Annotated in this window: 14 protein-coding genes; 6 read left to right on the top strand and 8 right to left on the bottom strand. The window is 66.6% G+C overall.

The genetic code is table 11. The features are described 5' to 3' along the window. The first annotated feature begins 172 nt into the window (after positions 1–172). Together ASC94_RS32435 and rodA are read left to right on the top strand one after the other, a co-directional pair. Positions 173–310: a hypothetical protein gene (locus ASC94_RS32435; protein ID WP_157201368.1), complete on the top strand. Its 138-nt coding sequence runs from the start codon at positions 173–175 to the stop codon at positions 308–310. Further along, on the top strand, positions 310–1,392 hold the full coding sequence (gene rodA / locus ASC94_RS09720) for a rod shape-determining protein RodA (RefSeq protein ID WP_056393771.1): 1,083 nt from the start codon (positions 310–312) through the stop codon (positions 1,390–1,392). The genes ASC94_RS32435 and rodA overlap by 1 nt, the downstream gene beginning before the upstream one ends. Here rodA and ASC94_RS09715 read toward each other — a convergent pair. Then, positions 1,389–2,309: a polysaccharide deacetylase family protein gene (locus tag ASC94_RS09715; protein ID WP_056393769.1), complete on the bottom strand. Its 921-nt coding sequence runs from the start codon at positions 2,307–2,309 to the stop codon at positions 1,389–1,391. The two genes, rodA and ASC94_RS09715, sit on opposite strands and share 4 nt — an antisense overlap. Positions 2,310–2,461: 152 nt before the next feature. Here ASC94_RS09715 and ASC94_RS09710 point away from each other — a divergent pair, with 152 nt between their 5' ends. Beyond that, the gene (locus ASC94_RS09710) at positions 2,462–4,108 is read left to right on the top strand and encodes a GMC family oxidoreductase (protein ID WP_056393768.1); all 1,647 of its coding nucleotides are present in this window, start codon (positions 2,462–2,464) and stop codon (positions 4,106–4,108) included. Positions 4,109–4,166: 58 nt separating this feature from the next. Then, entirely contained in the window at positions 4,167–6,314 is a 2,148-nt protein-coding gene (locus ASC94_RS09705) for a S9 family peptidase (RefSeq protein WP_056393765.1), read from the top strand. A gap of 99 nt (positions 6,315–6,413) precedes the next feature. On the opposite strand, the gene ASC94_RS09700 is transcribed toward ASC94_RS09705, so the two are convergent. Next, a complete protein-coding gene (locus ASC94_RS09700) occupies positions 6,414–7,475 on the bottom strand; it encodes a lysozyme inhibitor LprI family protein (protein ID WP_056393763.1) in 1,062 nt (353 codons plus the stop codon). A gap of 154 nt (positions 7,476–7,629) precedes the next feature. On the opposite strand from ASC94_RS09700, the gene ASC94_RS09695 reads away from it, so the two are divergent. After that, a complete protein-coding gene (locus tag ASC94_RS09695; RefSeq protein WP_056393761.1) occupies positions 7,630–8,073 on the top strand; it encodes a hypothetical protein in 444 nt (147 codons plus the stop codon). Between the two features lie 34 nt (positions 8,074–8,107). Here the strand turns inward: ASC94_RS09695 and ASC94_RS09690 are convergent, their stop codons facing one another. From ASC94_RS09690 to ASC94_RS09670, 5 genes are all read right to left on the bottom strand, one after another. Then, the gene (locus ASC94_RS09690) at positions 8,108–9,415 is read right to left on the bottom strand and encodes an MFS transporter (RefSeq protein ID WP_056393759.1); all 1,308 of its coding nucleotides are present in this window, start codon (positions 9,413–9,415) and stop codon (positions 8,108–8,110) included. Between the two features lie 155 nt (positions 9,416–9,570). Continuing rightward, positions 9,571–10,401, bottom strand: a complete 831-nt coding sequence (locus ASC94_RS09685; protein ID WP_056393756.1) for a BON domain-containing protein — start codon at positions 10,399–10,401, stop codon at positions 9,571–9,573. A 110-nt stretch (positions 10,402–10,511) separates the two neighbouring features. After that, positions 10,512–11,210, bottom strand: coding sequence for a hypothetical protein (locus ASC94_RS09680; protein WP_056393753.1), 699 nt, complete (start codon positions 11,208–11,210; stop codon positions 10,512–10,514). 113 nt (positions 11,211–11,323) lie between these two features. Continuing rightward, a complete protein-coding gene (locus ASC94_RS09675; RefSeq protein ID WP_056393752.1) occupies positions 11,324–13,072 on the bottom strand; it encodes a methyl-accepting chemotaxis protein in 1,749 nt (582 codons plus the stop codon). A 165-nt stretch (positions 13,073–13,237) separates the two neighbouring features. Beyond that, on the bottom strand, positions 13,238–13,837 hold the full coding sequence (locus ASC94_RS09670) for a short chain dehydrogenase (RefSeq protein WP_056393749.1): 600 nt from the start codon (positions 13,835–13,837) through the stop codon (positions 13,238–13,240). Positions 13,838–13,939: 102 nt separating this feature from the next. Here ASC94_RS09670 and ASC94_RS09665 point away from each other — a divergent pair, with 102 nt between their 5' ends. Further along, positions 13,940–14,848, top strand: coding sequence for a LysR family transcriptional regulator (locus ASC94_RS09665; RefSeq protein WP_056393747.1), 909 nt, complete (start codon positions 13,940–13,942; stop codon positions 14,846–14,848). Between the two features lie 79 nt (positions 14,849–14,927). On the opposite strand, the gene ASC94_RS09660 is transcribed toward ASC94_RS09665, so the two are convergent. Next, the gene (locus ASC94_RS09660) at positions 14,928–16,385 is read right to left on the bottom strand and encodes an efflux transporter outer membrane subunit (protein WP_056393746.1); all 1,458 of its coding nucleotides are present in this window, start codon (positions 16,383–16,385) and stop codon (positions 14,928–14,930) included. Positions 16,386–16,390 lie beyond the last annotated feature (5 nt).

Raw genomic sequence — 16,390 nt, 5'->3', positions numbered from 1 at the left:
ACGACGCATCCACTCGGGAGCACGACATCCACTGTAAAGTTTTCCGACAGCAATTTAACGCGCTCTCGACAGCCGGATGCGGCATGCGAAGGAAGCGTGCGTAAAGTCATGCCCAAATTGCTGTAAAGTTTACCGACATGCTAAAATTACATCTTTCCCCAAAAGAACAGCCATGGACCCGCAACAAGAACAACGCCGCTTCCGCCGCCGTCTCGCCATCCTGGCCGCCGTTGCGCTGGCCGGGCTGGCCGTCCTGGTGGGCCGCCTGGTATGGCTGCAGGCGGTGCGCGGCGCGCAAGGCATGCTGTGATGGCGCGCCGCCTCAAGGCGCTGCTTGCCGTGCTGGACCCGCAGCTGACCCTGTGCGTGCTGCTCCTGCTGGCCACCGGCCTGCTGACCATGTACTCGGCCGGCGCCGACTTCCCCGGCCGCTTCGCCCTGCACCTGCGCAATGTGCTGATCGCGCTGGGCATCATGTGGGCTGTGGCCAGCGTGCCGCCGCACACGCTGATGCGCTACGCCGCGCCCCTCTACACGCTGGGCGTGCTGTTATTGCTGGCGGTGTTCATGGTGGGCGAGATCAAGAAGGGGTCACGGCGCTGGCTGCACATCGGTTTCGACATGCAGCCCTCCGAAATGATGAAGATCGCCATGCCGCTCATGCTGGCGTGGTTCTTCCACCAATATGCCAGCCTGCAACGCTGGAAGACCTTTGCGGTGGCAGCCGTGCTGCTGCTGGTGCCGGCCGCCCTCATCATGAAGCAGCCCGACCTGGGCACGGCGCTGCTGGTGCTGGCGGCCGGCGGCTATGTGATCGTTCTGGTCGGCCTGTCCTGGAAGGCAATGGCCGCGCTGGCGGCGGGCGCCGCCGCCGCCATCCCCCTGGCCTGGCCGATGCTGCACGACTACCAGCGCCAGCGCGTGCTGACCTTGCTCAACCCGGAAGCGGACCCACGCGGCACGGGCTTCCAGATCAAGCAAGCCAACATCGCCATCGGCTCGGGCGGGCTGGACGGCAAAGGCTGGCTGCAGGGCACGCAGGGCCACCTCGGCTATGTGCCGGAGCGCACCACGGACTTCATCTTTTCCGTGTATGCGGAGGAATTCGGCCTGCTCGGCATTGCGGTGCTGCTGACGCTGTACTTCCTGCTGATCGCACGCGGCCTGGCCATCACGGCAAGCGCCGGCACGCAGTTCGAGCGCCTGCTGGGCGGCGCCATCACCATGATCTTCTTCACGTACGCCTTCATCAACATCGGCATGGTGAGCGGCATCCTGCCGGTGGTTGGCGTGCCGCTGCCCTTCATCAGCTACGGCGGCACTGCGCTGACCACACTGGGGATCGGCGCCGGCATCCTGATGAGCATACGGCGCCAGCGCCAGCTGGCTTAGCGCGCATTCTTCAGCGCGTCGATTTCGTAGTCGCCGTCGTCCTGCAGGCGCAGCCAGCCGTCGAACTTGCCCAGCCCCAGCGAACGCGCCATCGATAGCAGCAGGCTCTGGCCCGCCGCCGGCCGGTCCGGCTCCAGCAGGTAAACCGGATCGGCAAAGGCGGCCGCCGGCGTGGTGATGCTCCAGCCCATGCCCTTGAACATGGCGATGGCGTCGTCCAGCCACAGCGCGTTGATCAGGTTATGGTGCAGCAGCAGGACTTGCGCGATATCGCGCCCCTGCAGGCGCTGCGACAACGCGCGGTAAGCCAGCGCGCGCTGCTTCAAGTGCGCCAGGTAAGCCGCGCGGATGGGCGCCAGGTCCGCGTTGGGGTCGGCGCCCAGCACGCGCACCAGTTCCCCGTTCAGGCGCCAGTCGCTGGTGTCCAGGCTCACGTAGGCGTTGCGGTAGCCATGCTGCTTCAGGAAGGCACGCATGCCGTCGCGCTTCTCCGGCGTGTTCCCTTCGCGCAGGAAGGTGTAGCGGAACCACTTCTGGTAGCCGGGCAGCGTGCTGATGATCTTGTCGCAGTCCAGGATCTCCTGCTGGTACTGCACCAGCGGCAGCTTGGCGCTGTTCAGGTCCGGATGCGTCATCGTGTGGTTGCCGATGGCGTGGCCGGCTTCGCCCCAGGCGCGCGCCAGCGCCAGCCCCTCCGGCCGGTCCGCGCCGTTGCCCGCCGTGACGAACAGCGCCGCTTTCACGCCGTGCTTGTCCAGGGCCGCCAGCATGGCCGCGTTGCGCTGCTGCGGCGACAGGCGCGGCGTGGCTTCCAGATCCGGCCCGTCGTCAAACGTGAACGCTACCGACTGCGCCCGCGCCGGCGCGGCGCTGGCAGCAAGCGCGGCGATGCAGAACAACGTGCGCAATATCTTCATGGGAGCACCCGCGACATGATGGAAACGGCATGGTAACCGTACTATTCCGCCGGCGCCAGCGATTGGCTCGCGGGGCAATTGCGGCGCCGGGCGCGGTGTGCAACACTGGAGCGGCCGCCAGGCGGCATATCGGGCGCAACCAGGAGCGGAATATGTATGACTACGTTATCGTCGGCGCGGGATCGGCCGGCTGCGTGCTGGCCAACCGGCTGTCGGCCGATCCGGCCATCAGGGTTTGCCTGCTGGAGGCCGGGCCGCGCGACAGCAGCCCCTTCATCCGCATGCCGATCGGCATACTGTTCCTGATGATGAGCAAGACGCTGAACTGGCGCTACCACACGGAACCGCAGGCCCAGCTGAACGGGCGCAGGCTGTTCTGGCCGCGCGGGAAAACCCTGGGCGGCAGCAGCTCCAGCAACGCCATGATCTACACCCGCGGCCACCGCAGCGACTACGATCACTGGGCCGCCCTCGGCAACCGGGGCTGGAGCTACGCCGACCTGCTGCCCGTCTTCAAGCGCGCGCAGCACCACGAGCCGGGCGCGGACGCCTACCACGGCAGCGGCGGCCCGCTGAACGTGTGCGCGCAGCGCTCGCCCAATCCGCTCACGCAAGTGTTCCTCGATGCGGGCAAGGCGGCCGGCTACGCGGCCAACGACGATTTCAACGGCGCCAGCCAGGAAGGCCTGGGCCGCTACCACCTGACGCAAAAAAACGGCGAACGCTGGAGCGTGGCGCGCGGCTACCTGCATCCGGTGCTCAAGCGCCCCAACCTCACCGTCATCACCGGCGCGCACGCCACCAGGATCCTGCTGGACGGCAGGCGGGCGCGCGGCGTGGCCTACCTGAAGGACGGCAAGCAGCACGAGGCGCTGGCCGGTGCCGAGGTGATCCTGTCCGGCGGCGCCATCAATTCGCCGCAACTGCTGATGCTGTCCGGCATAGGGCCTGAAAAAGAACTGGCGCGCCACGGCATTCCGCTGCTGCACGCGCTGCCCGGCGTGGGCGAGAACCTGCAGGACCACCTGGACGTGCTGCTGGTGCAGAAAAGCACGCAGCACATTTCGCTCGGCATCTCGTGGCGCAACCTGCTGGCGCAGGCGGCGCACACGCTGAACTACCTGCTGCGCCGCAGCGGCCCATTCACCACCAACTCGGCCGAGGGCGGCGGCTTCGTGAAGAGCCGTCCCGAACTGGCCGTGCCCGACCTGCAGTTCCACTTCACGCCCGCCACGCTGGACGGCCACGGCCGCACGCTGGCGCATGCCAGGGCCACCATGCTGGGCCACGGCTACTCGCTGCACGTGTGCGACCTGCGGCCCAGGAGCCGCGGCCGCATCGGCCTGCACAGCGCCGACCCGCTGGCGCACGCGCTGATCGAGCCGAATTACCTGTCGCACCCGGACGATATGGACACCATGGTGCGCGGCGTCAAGGCCGCCCGCGCCATTCTCGCGCAGCCGGCCTTCGATCCCTATCGCGGCACCGAACTACACCCCGGCCCGCAGGTGCAAAGCGACGACGAGATCCGCGACTTCATCCGGCGCAAGGCGGAAACCATCTACCACCCGGTGGGCACCTGCAAAATGGGCCGCGACGCCATGGCCGTGGTGGACGACACCCTGGCCGTGCACGGGCTGCAAGGCCTGCGCGTGGCCGACGCGTCCATCATGCCCACCCTCATCGGCGGCAACACCAACGCGCCCACGGTGGCCATCGCGGAAAAGGCCGCCGACATGATACTGGCGGCCCGCGCCGCCGCCAGCGCGGATACATTGGAGAAACATTTGGCTGATTGACAGGGGTGGCGCTTTTGTCCACCATCTACGGCTTCGATCCACCAGCCGGACTGTGCACATGACCTCCACCCGCTTGCTCCATCCCCTCACCGCCCTGCTGCTGGCTACCGCCAGCCTCGTTGCGGTTTCCGCCCATGCCGCCGACGCCACCCCGTCCGCGGCGGCCGGCATCGCCGCCAGGCACGCCATCACCCACGAGGATGTATGGCTGATGAAGCGCGTCGGCGCGCCGGTGCCCAGCCCGGACGGCAAATGGGCGGTATTCTCCGTCACCGATACGGCCTACGACAGCAAGGAGCAATGGTCCGACCTGTGGATCAAGTCCCTCACCGACGACAGCGCGCCGCGCCGCCTGACCTTCTCCAAGGGCGGCGAGAGCGCCCTGAATTGGTCGCCGGACAGCAGGCAGCTGATCTTCGTCGCCAAGCGCGACGGCGACGAAGCCGGCCAGATCTACCGCATCGACGTGGCCGGCGGCGGCGAAGCGCAGCGCCTCACCACCCTCACGCTGGGCGCCCGCTCGCCCAAGTTCAGCCCGGACGGCAAGCAGATCCTGTTCATCAGCGACCTTTTCCCCGGCAACACCGACGAGGAATCCGTCAAGAAGACCGCCAAGGAACGCAAGGACCGCAAGTACAGCGCGCGCGCCTATGAGAGCTTCCCGCCGCGCTACTTCGACAAATGGCTGGACGACAAGCTGGTGCGCCTGTTCGTGATGGACGCGCAGACCGGCGCCACGCCGAAGGACATCCTGTCCGGCAGCAAGCTGGCGGCCATGCCGGGCTTCGGCGGCGGCCAGGGCGACGAAGGCCAGTCGCTGGACGCGGTCTGGGCGCCGGACGGCAAGTCCATCGTCTTCAGCGCCTCGACCAACCGCGACGAGCTGGCGCGCGCCTCGGCCTACACGCAGATATTCTCGTTGCCGGCCGCCGGCGGCGAAGCGGCCCGCCTGACGGCGGACAAACACAGCTACAGCAGCCTGAAGTTTTCCCCGGACGGCAAGACCCTGCTGTGCCTGACGCAGGCTGAAACCGAAGGCAAAGTGTACGACCTGGACCGCCTGGCCAGCTTCTCCTGGCCGATGAGCGCGGGCGCGCAGCCGAAGATCCTGACCGCCGCGCTGGACCGCTCGGTGTCGCGCTACGCGCTGCCGGCGGACGGCAAGCGCATCTACTTCACCTTCGAGCACGCGGGCCTGGAGCAGCTGCACTCGATCGCCTACGCGGGCGGCGAAGTGAAAGCCGAACCGTCGGCCGCCACCGGCAGCATCAACTCGCTGAGCGCGGGCGGCTCCGCGCTGGTGGGCGTGTGGGAATCGGCCATCAATCCCCCGGAAGTGTTCGCATTCCATGGCAAGGCGCCAAAACGCCTGACCGCCTTCAACGTGGAAAAAGCCGCCGCCATCGACTGGCAGGCGCCCGAACACTTCTGGTTCAAGACGCCGGACGGCCGCCAGATCCACAACATGATCGTCAAGCCGGCCAACTTCGATCCGGCAAAGAAATACCCGCTGTTCGCGGTGATCCACGGCGGCGCGGCCAATATGTGGCGCGACCAGTTCGTACTGCGCTGGAACTACCATTTGCTGGCCAAGCCGGGCTACATCGTGCTGCTGACCGACTACAAGGGGTCCACCGGCTACGGCGAAGCGTTCGCGCGCTCGATCCAGTTCGACCCGCTGAAAGGCCCCGGCGACGAGATCAACCAGGCGGTGGACGAAGCCATCAAGAAGTACAGTTTCATCGACGGCAGCAAGCTGGCCGCAGGCGGCGCCAGCTACGGCGGCCACCTGGCCAACTGGCTGCAAGCCACCACCACGCGCTACAAGGCCATCGTGTCGCACGCCGGCGAGATGGACTTGGTAATGCAGTGGGGTACCAGCGACAGCGTGTACGGCCGCGAGGTCAACAGCGGAGGCCCGGTGTGGGGCAACCTGCCGGTGTGGCGCGAGCAAAGCCCTATCATGCAGGCGGGGAACCACGAGAAGGGCACGGGCTTCAAGACGCCTATCCTGATCACCGTGGGGGAGCTGGATTACCGGGTGCCGGTCAACAACGCCCTGATGAATTTCGCGGCCCAGCAGCGCCTGAACACGCCGAGCAAGCTGGTGGTGTTCCCGGACGAGAACCATTGGGTGCTGAAGGGCGAAAACAGCCGCTATTTCTACAACGAAGTGCACGGCTGGCTGGCGAAGTACCTGAAGTGACGGAGCGGCGGGTTACGGCTCCGGCTCGGCGCCCGACGCATCCTCGCATCGCATGGCGCATCCTGTAGGGCGGGTTAGGCGGAGCCGTAACCCGCCGACTCAAGACCCGAGCTCCTCCAGCTGTTCAATGCGGCGCTGTGTCAGCAGCGCCTTCCACGCATGCGGCGCCACCGAAGGATAGCGTGCCGCGCCCAGCGCCACCCAGGCGTCGCGGTACGCCAGCCAGGCGCGCTGCGTCAGCCTGACCCCTTCCTTGGTCACGGTGCCGTAGCCGAAACCCTGCTCGCCTTCCTTCTGCGGCTGCTGCATCAAACGCTGATAGACCTGGTTCAGCTTCTTGTCCAGCTGCTGGTACTGCTGCTCGGTGTAGCGCGGCAGCTTGCCCTTCTCCGCATCCTGCACGTCGTGCGCAAACAGGTCCAGCTCGACGCCGTGCGCCTCGATGGCCAGCGCCGCGCGCAGGGTGCCGCTCATGTCGGTTTCATGGTCCGCACGGTGCGAGGCGAACTGCTCCAGCGCCTGCTGCACCTTGGCCGCCGCAGCCTGCTGCGGCGGCTGCCACGCCTTCATCAATGCGGCCAGCTTCGCCCCGCGCTCGCGGCTGTCCAGCCGGTCCTGGATGGCGGCGCACTGCCCGCCCATGAGGCCGCTGGTGATGTCGTCGCACTGGTCGAAGGGCTGCGATTCGTGGTGCAGCATGCGTTCGTTCAAATGGGCCACGCGGCCATCCATTTCCGCCGGCGCCGCCGGCAGCGAGCAGGCGTACTTGACGGCCAGGTCGTAATTGCGCGACACGCCATAGCCGTTCGCATACAACATCATCAGCACGGTGGCGTCGCTCTCGGCGTAGGCGCAATGGCGCACCTGCTCCCAGTCGGCCGGGGTGGCGCCGGCGCGGGCGCGCGTGTCGTAGTAGCGGTTTTCCGCGCCGCACTGGCGCAGCTTGTGCACGGCGGCGGGCGACGGCAGCTCGCGCGCCGGCGGCTCGACATGCTGCACCCGCAGGCACTGGCGATACCAGGCGGCGTTGCGGTCGACCATGCTGCCCATGGCGGACGTATTCGGATAATCGGCTTGCGCATGCGCCAGCGCAGGCAGCAGCAAGGCCAGCAGCGTGACCGGGGACGGCGCAGTCCACGCGAAAATTCCGAACCGGCTCATGTATGCGTCTCCACCTGTTGTCATTGCCAACAGTATAGTGACGAAACAGCCACAGCACCACGCTGATTCGCTGTGGCAAAAAAGTTACAAAAATATATACTACTTCCCTTTGAGCAAGTTACAATAAGTGCAAGTTCACTATACGGGATATGCGATGAAACAGCTGTACGCCGCCTTGATCCTGGTTGCCGCCTGCGCCGCCGGCCATGGCGCGGAAACCGATCCGCTGCAGAAATCGCCGTGCGCGCAGCCGAACTTTCCCGCCCGCTCGGCCACGCTGGAAAGCGTGCGCCTGGTGGAAAAAGCGCTGCGCGAATGGCGCGCCTGTTTCCGCGTGGCGGCCGCCCAGCAGCAAAGCGTGGACGCCATGATGGCTTCGGCGCACGACTACCAGCTGGTCAAGGCCCGCCACGAAGCCTGGGTGAAAGCGACGGTAGCGCAGAGCAACGGCCAGCCATACGGCAGGCTGGCCGCCAACCGCGTGGAGCGCGATTTCTGGGAAAACCTGATGGCCGACCGCAGCTATCCCGCCGCCAAGCACGCACCGGCGCAGCGCCATGCCGAAGCCGCACTGCAGCAGGTGAGCGGCTCGAACTGAGCCCTGTGCCCTGGCGCGCCAGCCTCCTGCCCGCCTACGCGGCGGCCTTCGCCGGCACCGCCACGGCAGCTGCCTGCTGGCGCCGTATCGCCAGTACCAGCAGCGCCGCCACCACGCACGCCGCGCCCGCCGCGAACAGCGCCGGGTTATAGGTGAACCACAGCGTGCGCACCCGTCCCGCGCCGTACGCCGCCGCCGCCGCGCCCAGCTGGTGGCCCGCGAACACCCAGCCGAACACCATGCCCGCGCGCTCCTTGCCGAAGGTGGCGCCCACCAGCTTGACGGTGGGCGGCACGGTGGCGATCCAGTCCAGGCCGTAGAACATGGCGAACAGCGACAGGCCGTACAGTGTGAACTCCGAATACGGCAGCCACAGCAGCGACAGGCCGCGCAGGCCGTAATACCAGAACAGCAGCTTGCGGTTGTCATAGCGGTCCGACAGCCAGCCGGAGGCGATGGTGCCGATCAGGTCGAACGCGCCCATCATCGCCAGCACCGACGCGGCCGGCACCGGACCGAGCCCGGAATCGCCGCACAGGGAAATGAAGTGCGTCTGGATCAGGCCGTTGGTACTCAGCCCGCAAATGAAGAAGGTGCCGAACAGGATCCAGAAGGTGCGGTTGGCGGCGACGCTGCGCAGCACGGCAAATGGCGTGCCGAAGGTGATCTTCATGGGTGCGGCGGGGGCGGCAGCGGGGGCTGCGGCCGGGTCCATGCCGAAAGGCAGCAGGCCGAGGTCCGAGGGGCGGTTGCGCATCAGGAAGAAGGCGCCCAGCGCCACCAGGGAGCAGGCGAAAAATACCGGCAACAGCGCCATGCGCCAGCCGTAGTGCTCGATCAGCCAGGCGCCCAGCGGCAGGAACACCAGCTGGCCGGTGGCCGAGCTGGCCGTAAGCAGGCCGATGATGAGGCCGCGCCGCGTTTCAAACCAGCGGTTGGCCACCACCGCGCTCAGCACCAGGGCCGTCATGCCCGAACCAATGCCCAGCATCACGCCCCACAGCGCCACCAGGTGCCAGAACTCGCTCATGCGGGTGGCCAGCACCAGGCCGGCCGCCACCAGGCCCAGCGCGGTCACCACCACGTTGCGCAGGCCGAAGCGCTCCATCAGGATGGCGGCGAACGGCCCCATCAGCCCGAACAGCGCGAAGCGCACTGCCAGCGCGGACGAAATCTGGTCCACGTCCCAGCCGAACTCCTTGCTCAGCGGCTGCAGCAGTGCACCGGGCAGGCCGAGCGCGGCCGATGAAGTCAATGCTGTCAAAAAGGTCAGGGCGACGATGACCCAGGAATAGTGCAAGCCGCGGCGTGCCAGCCAGGCGGAGAGGGGTTGAGCGAACATTTGCTGCCTCACAGGAATGTTGAAGGATGCTGCATACCCGCGATTTTAAATTACGATCATAATTTAAGCAAACAATAAAAAAACCCGCGCGCAGCGGGCTCAGGGGAAAGCGGCAGCGTGGTCGCGGGCTGCCGCTTAGTGCTGCTTAGTGTTTCTTATTGCTGCTTGACCTGGATGGAACTCTTCACGTCGCTCACGCCTTTCACGCCGCGCGCCAGCTGCACAGCCTTGTCGGCCTCCGCTTTGGATGGCACGAAGCCGCTCAGCATGACCACGCCTTTCACGGTTTCCACGTGCACGTCCATGGCTTTCACGCCAGGATCGGCGGCCAGGTCGGCTTTCACCTTGGTGGTGATGACGGTGTCGCTGACAGCGTCGCCGGCGGCGGCCGTGGTATTGCGGGTGGTGTCGGCCGCGGCAGCGGTGGTGGTGGCGGTGCGCTCGCGCATGTTGTCGGTGGTGGCGGCGGTGCGGTCGCGCATATTGTCGGTGGTGGTGGCAGTGCGGTCGCGCATATTGTCGGCGGCAGCGGCGGTCTTGTCGCGCGCGGTGCCGGCGGCGGCAGCGGTGCGCTCGCCTACGGTCGGGGTGGGATCGGCGCGGCGGGCGTCGGCGATGGCCGAGTCCTTGGCTGCCTTGGCGTCATGCTTGCAAGCGCTCTTGGCGTTGCCGCTCATATCGTCGCATTTTTCCTTGGCCAGGTCATACTCGGCATCGGCCACATCCTCGCGGGCCTTGCGGATGTCCTTGGCATCGGACTTGTGCTGGGCCACGGCGTCGGCTTCAGCCTTGGCCTTGGCCACTTTTGCCTCTTCCTGGCAAATGTCCTTGGCGTTGGCTTTCAGGCTTTTGCACTGGGCCTTGGCGGCCTTGTATTCCGTGTCGGCCTTGTCCTTCATGGCCTTGTAAGCGGCCGGGTCATTATCAGCCATGGCATAACCGCTACTGATGGCGCCTGCCAGTGCAAGGATTACGAATTTGTTCATGATAGTCCCCCTAAGTGATGGTTAGCGTAGTGATTAAACGCCTGTGGCCAAATCCACTCTGTACGCTAACCAACACAAGACTCATCAAATCGGCGGGGACCGATACGCCCTTATTCGGCCGCTTGCAAGCCCTGCTTCCACAGCGAGCGGGCCTGTTCGAAAGGCGTGGTGCCTTCCGAAAACGCCGCGCCGCTGGCAGCCAGCGCCAGCCAGGCCTCGGTATCATGGGACACGTGACTGTCGGGCTGCGCCGCGCGCACCTGGCGCAGCCAGCCGTAGACCTGCCCATACTCGCCCGGATGGCTGCGCTGCACCCACGCCAGCGCGGCCAGGTCGGCAAAGCCTTCCTCGCGGCGCGTTTCGCGCAGTTCCTGGGTCAGCTTCTGGATTTCGGGGGGCTGGGCTGCGTCCGGCGTGCGCTCCTGGAAGCCGCTCGGCACCGAATGCCAGGCGCCTTGCGCATAACGCCAGCAATGGGCCACTTCGTGCGCCGTCATGGCCTCGATCATCAGCGCGCGCTGCGCGGCCGGCACGGCTTGCAGCACGTCCTCGGCAGCGGGGTTGCCGCGCATGGTGAACACCAGTTTGCAGCGCCCGCCGTCGAAACCCATGGCCAGCGGCACTGCGCCGGGCTGGGCCTGCGGTTGCACGATGATGTCGATGGGAAGCTGCTGTTGCTTGGCGTAAGCCAGCACCGCAGCGCCGGCCTGCAGCCAGCGCGCCTCCACGTCGGTGAGCTGCGCGGCGGCAGCGAAAACCGGCGTAGACAGCAGCGCGGCGGACAACATAGACAAGATGACTTTAGGCATGTTTTTTACCCCTTCGAGAGGCAATAATACATGCCGTGCGTCAATACGTAACAGCTGTTACAAAATATTTGCTTGGCGAAATCGCATATTTGCCAAACAAAAAATTGTCGGTTTTAAAACTCTTCCCAGCCGTCGTCAGGGCCGGCGGCGGCGGGCGCCTTCCTGGGAGCAGGCTTGGCGGTAGGCAGCGCCGCGCGGCGTGCCGGCGCGGTACGGGCCGCCGTGACGGCAGGGGCCGGGCGGGCAGCCGGAGCGGACGCAGTGGGTGCGCGGGGCAGCAGCGCGGGCGTGGAATCGTCAAGCTTGAAGATGCTCACCACCTGCGACAGATTGCCTGCCTGGTCCTGCAGCGAGGCGGCAGCGGCGGCAGCCTGCTCCACCAGCGCGGCATTCTGCTGCACCACCTGGTCCATCTTGCCGACCGCTTCGTTCACCTGTTCAATGCCCGAGGTCTGTTCCGCGCTGGCAGTGGAGATCTCGCCCATGATGTCGGTCACGCGCTTGACGCTGTTGACGATGTCCTGCATGGTCGCGCCGGCCTGGTCCACCAGCTTGGCGCCGGCGTCCACTTTTTCCACCGAGTCATCGATCAGGCTCTTGATTTCCTTGGCCGCGCCGGCCGAGCGCTGCGCCAGGTTGCGCACCTCGGTGGCGACCACGGCAAACCCCCTGCCCTGCTCACCAGCGCGCGCCGCTTCCACGGCCGCGTTCAGCGCCAGGATGTTGGTCTGGAAGGCGATGCTGTCGATCACGCCGATGATGTCCACGATCTTCTTCGAGGATTCATTGATCGATGCCATGGTGTGCACCACCTGGTTGACCACCGCGCCGCCCTTCACCGCCACCTCGGAGGCCGACAGCGCCAGCTGGTTGGCCTGGTGGGCGTGGTCGGAGTTCTGCTTGACGGTACCGGTCAGCTGCTCCATCGACGAGGCGGTTTCCTCGATGTTGGCGGCCTGCTGCTCGGTGCGGCTGGACAAGTCCATATTGCCGGCCGCGATTTCGCGCGAATTGGTGGCGATGGTCTGCGTGCCCGCGCGCACCTGGCTGACGATGTTGACCAGGCTGTCGCGCATGGCCTGCATGGCGTGCAGCAGGCTGCTGTTGTCGCCCGGCTTGGTGTCGATCCGCACCGCCAGGTTGCCAGCGGCAATGCTGCCCACGATGGACGCCGCGTACTCCGGCTCGCCGCCCAGCTGGCGCAGCAGGCCGCGGCTGATGAACCAGGCCGCCGCCACGCCCACGCCGATGGCGATCAGGCAAAGCACCACCATGAACACGAAGAAGCTGCGCGCCACGCTGGTGGCGCTGTCAGCCTGCTGCATGCTCATTTTTTCTTCCAGGTCGATCAGCTTGTTGACCGACGCCAGCCACTCCACGAACGCCGGCGCGGCCTGCTGCTGCAGCAGCGCGGTCGCTTCGGGCAGCTGGTCGGCCGTGCGCAGCGCGATCACCTTGGCGATCAAGGGCTGGGTCTTGGCCTCGCTGGCCTTGATGCCTTCCAGCGCGCCCTTTTCTTCCGGCGTGACGTTCTTGCCGGCCGAGATGATCTGGTCCAGCGGCGCGGCCGACTTGGCGTAATGGTCGGCCAGCGTCTTGATCTGCTCGATGTACGGCGCGGCGGCGCCGGCATCCGCCGCCAGCACCACGTCGCGCAGGGCGATGGAACGGTCATGCACGCTGCCGCGGAAATTGATGGCGTAGCGCTGCTTGACGTTGTTCACGTCGCTGATGTTGGTGAGGATGGTGTCAATCTTCTGCACCCGGTTGATGCCGAGTGCGGTGACGATGATGAGCAGCAGGAAGACCAGGCCAAAGCCGGTGGCCAAGCGTGTGCTGATTTTAGTACTTTCAATGTCCATGTTTGGGTATCCCGTTTCCTCGTTATTGACTAATTATTCACTACTTGTTGACTAATGGAAATAACGGAAAATTTAACACGGATGCAGCATTCCTGCTTGCCCACGAAGGGAGAGGCTGCGACGGCGCAAGCCCGGGGCCGCGCCGCCGCAGCAAAACCGCAGAAATTACCAGACCTTGTACACCTGCCCGGTCTGCGCGCCCTCCACGCTGCGGCTGTAGGCCAGCGCCACGCGGCTGGCGGGCGCGGTCTCAAAGCCGCGGAAGAACGGGCCGTAGCTGTCCAGCGACTCGGTCAGCAGGGTCGGGCTCACCACGTTAATGCGCAGGCCGCGCGGCAGTTCGATAGCCGCGCCGCGCGCATAGCCCTCCACCGCCGCGTTCACCATGGTGGCGCTGGCGCCATTGCGGATCGGCTGGTCCGCCACGATGCCGCTGGTGAGCGTGATGGAGCCGCCGTCGTTGAGGAAATCCTGCGCCACCTGGGCCACGTTCACCTGGCCCATCAGCTTGCTGTCCAGGCCGACGCGGAACTGCTCGGGCGTGAACTCGCCCAGCGGCGCGAAGGCCAGCTTGCCGGCCGCCACCACCACCGCGTCCACCTTGCCGATCTGTTCAAACAAGGCCCGCACCTGGGCGATGTCGCCGATGTCGGCCTGGTACTGGCCGCTGCTGCTGCCGACTGCCACAATCTCATGCCGCAGCCCGAGCTGCTCCACCACGGCTTTGCCCACGGTGCCGGTTGCGCCAATGACGATGATTTTCATGCTGTTCTCCTGTTGGGTTGGTTGGTGCAGCCAGTATGGCTTGCTTCACCACAGGAATAAATGCACTAGAATGAACAACATTGCGAACTATAGGTTAGGAATATGGACAAGCTGCGCAGCATGGAAGTATTCGTGGCGGCGGTGGACCGGGGCAGTTTCACGGCAGCGGCCGACGCATGCGGCATCTCGCCCGTCATGGTGGGCAAACACATCCGCGCGCTGGAACAAAAGCTGGGGGCGGCGCTGCTCGCGCGCACCACGCGGCGCCAGAGCCTGACCGAGATCGGCCGCCAGTATGCCGACCAGTGCCGCGCCATCCTGGCGCAGATCAGCGCGGCCGAATCCGGGGCCGAAGCCATGCGTGCGGCGCCGCGCGGCAAGCTGAAGATCACCGCGCCGGTGTCCTTCGGCAGCGAATGGGTCAGTCCCGCCATGACGGAATACCTGGCGCTGCACCCCGAGGTCAGCCTCGAGCTCAACCTGAACGACCGCATGATCGACATCGTGGAAGAAGGCTACGACGCGGCCATCCGCATCGGGGTGCTGGAAGATTCGGGCCTGGTGGCGCGCGCGCTGCGGCCCTACGGCATGGTGATCTGCGCCGCGCCGGCCTACCTGGCGCGGGCCGGCACGCCGCGCACGCCGGACGACCTGGAACACCACGAATGCCTGGACTTCATGCAATGGACGCACCAGGTGCGCTGGCGGCTGAAGAACCAGCCCGGCGCCAGCAAGGTGCGCGAAAGCCGCTTCCGCTCCAACAACGGCCAGGCATTGCGGGTGGCGGCACTGCGCGGCTTCGGCATCGTGATGCAGGCCGAGATCCTGCTGGCGCAAGACATCGCCGCCGGCCGCCTGGTGCCGCTGCTGCACGACTACGTGCCGGCGGCGCGCCCCATGCACCTGGTGTACTCGCGCGACCGCCAACCCACGCCCAAGCTCACCACCTTCATCGACTTCATGCTGGCCCGCTTCAGCCCCCTCGCGCCGATTCCTACACCCTCGTCCTAATCCTACAAGCGACCTGAGCCGCATTTCCCCCTACTTCGGGGTCTGACCCCGAAGTAGGGGGAAATGCGGCTCAGGCTGCTTAGCGGGAGGCGACCGTGGAAACGGTGGCGAGCGGGGCCGGGGCTTGCCAGCCGGCGCCGAGGGCGCGGGCGACGGCGACCGTGGCGAGCAGGCGCTGGGTGGTGATTTGCGCGGCGGCGCGGTCGGCGGCCAGGCTGCTGCGCTGGGCGTCGGTGACGTCGAGGTAGGTCGAGACGCCGCGCTCGTAGCGGGCGCGGGCGACCAGGTAGGCGCGCGCGGCCGCCGCGCGCGATTGCGCCTGCACCTGCTCTTGCTTCTGCTTTTGCTGCACGTCCGACAGGGCGTCTTCCACTTCGCGCAGCGCCGTCAGCAGCTTGCCTTCGTGGTTGGCCAGCGCTTCTTCGTAGCGGGCCTTGGCCAGCGCCAGGTTGGCGCGGTTGCGGCCGCCGTCGAAGATGGGCAGCGACAGGGCCAGCGGGCCGACGCTGAACTGGCGCGAGCCGCCCTTGGCGATCTCGCTCAGGCTTTCGGAGGCGAAGCCGAAGTTGCCGGTCAGGCTGAGCGCGGGGTAGAACGCGCCTTCGGCCACGCCGATCTGGGCGTTGGCGGCACGCAGCGTGGCCACGCTGCCGGCCAAGTCGGGCCGCTGCGACAGCAAACTGGCCGGCAGCCCGACCGGAATCGACGGCGGCTGCGGCAGGCTGGCCAGGGCCGCGGCGGGCAGCTGCATGGCCGAGGGCGAGGCGCCCGTCAACGTGGCCAGGCTGTGCTCAAGCGTGTTGCGCTGGCGTTGCACTTCTTCCAGGTCCGCTTCGGCGTTGGCGCGCTCGATGCGGGCGCGCGAGGTGTCCAGTTCGTTGGACAGGCCGGCGTTGAAGCGGGCGTTGACCAGTTCTTCGGTTTCGCGGCGGCTGTCCAGCGCCCCGTTCAGGATGGCCAGCTCGGTATCGAGCCCGCGCAGCTGCCAGTAGGTGGTGGCCACCTGCGAGGACAGCAGCAGCAGCACGCCGTCGCGGTCCGTCTCGGCGGCCAGTGCCTGCGCGTCGGCCGCTTCGACCATGCGGCGCACGCGGCCCAGCAGGTCCACTTCGTAGGACATCGACGCGCCCAGCGAGTAGTTGTTGCCGGAGATGGAGCGGTGCCCCAGCGCGATGCCCTGCGAGGTGTTGGCCGAGGTGCGCGAGTTCGACACGCCGCCGTTGACGCTCAGCGACGGCGATTCGCTGGCGCGCGCCAGGCCCAGTTGCGCCTGTGCCTGCAGCAGGCGCTGCGCGGCGGCCTTCACGCTGGGATTGTCGCGCAGGGCGCTTTGCTCCAGGCGGTTCAGGGTGTCGTCGCCGTAGATGGTCCACCATTGGGCAGGCAGGCGCGCCGTGCTGGCGGCGCCCGCCGCGTGGCGGAAGCCGGCATCGGCCACGTTTTTCGGCGCGCTGAAGTCCGAACCCACGGTGCTGCAGCCTGCCAGCGCCAGCCCCAAGGCGGCGGCCAGCGTGATCTTGTTGAACGTCGTAAGCATAGCGT

The organism is Massilia sp. Root418, from assembly GCF_001425265.1.
Taxonomy (GTDB): domain Bacteria; phylum Pseudomonadota; class Gammaproteobacteria; order Burkholderiales; family Burkholderiaceae_D; genus Rugamonas.
Note: the sequence above shows the minus strand (reverse complement) of the source record. Positions and strands in the feature narration are given on the sequence as shown.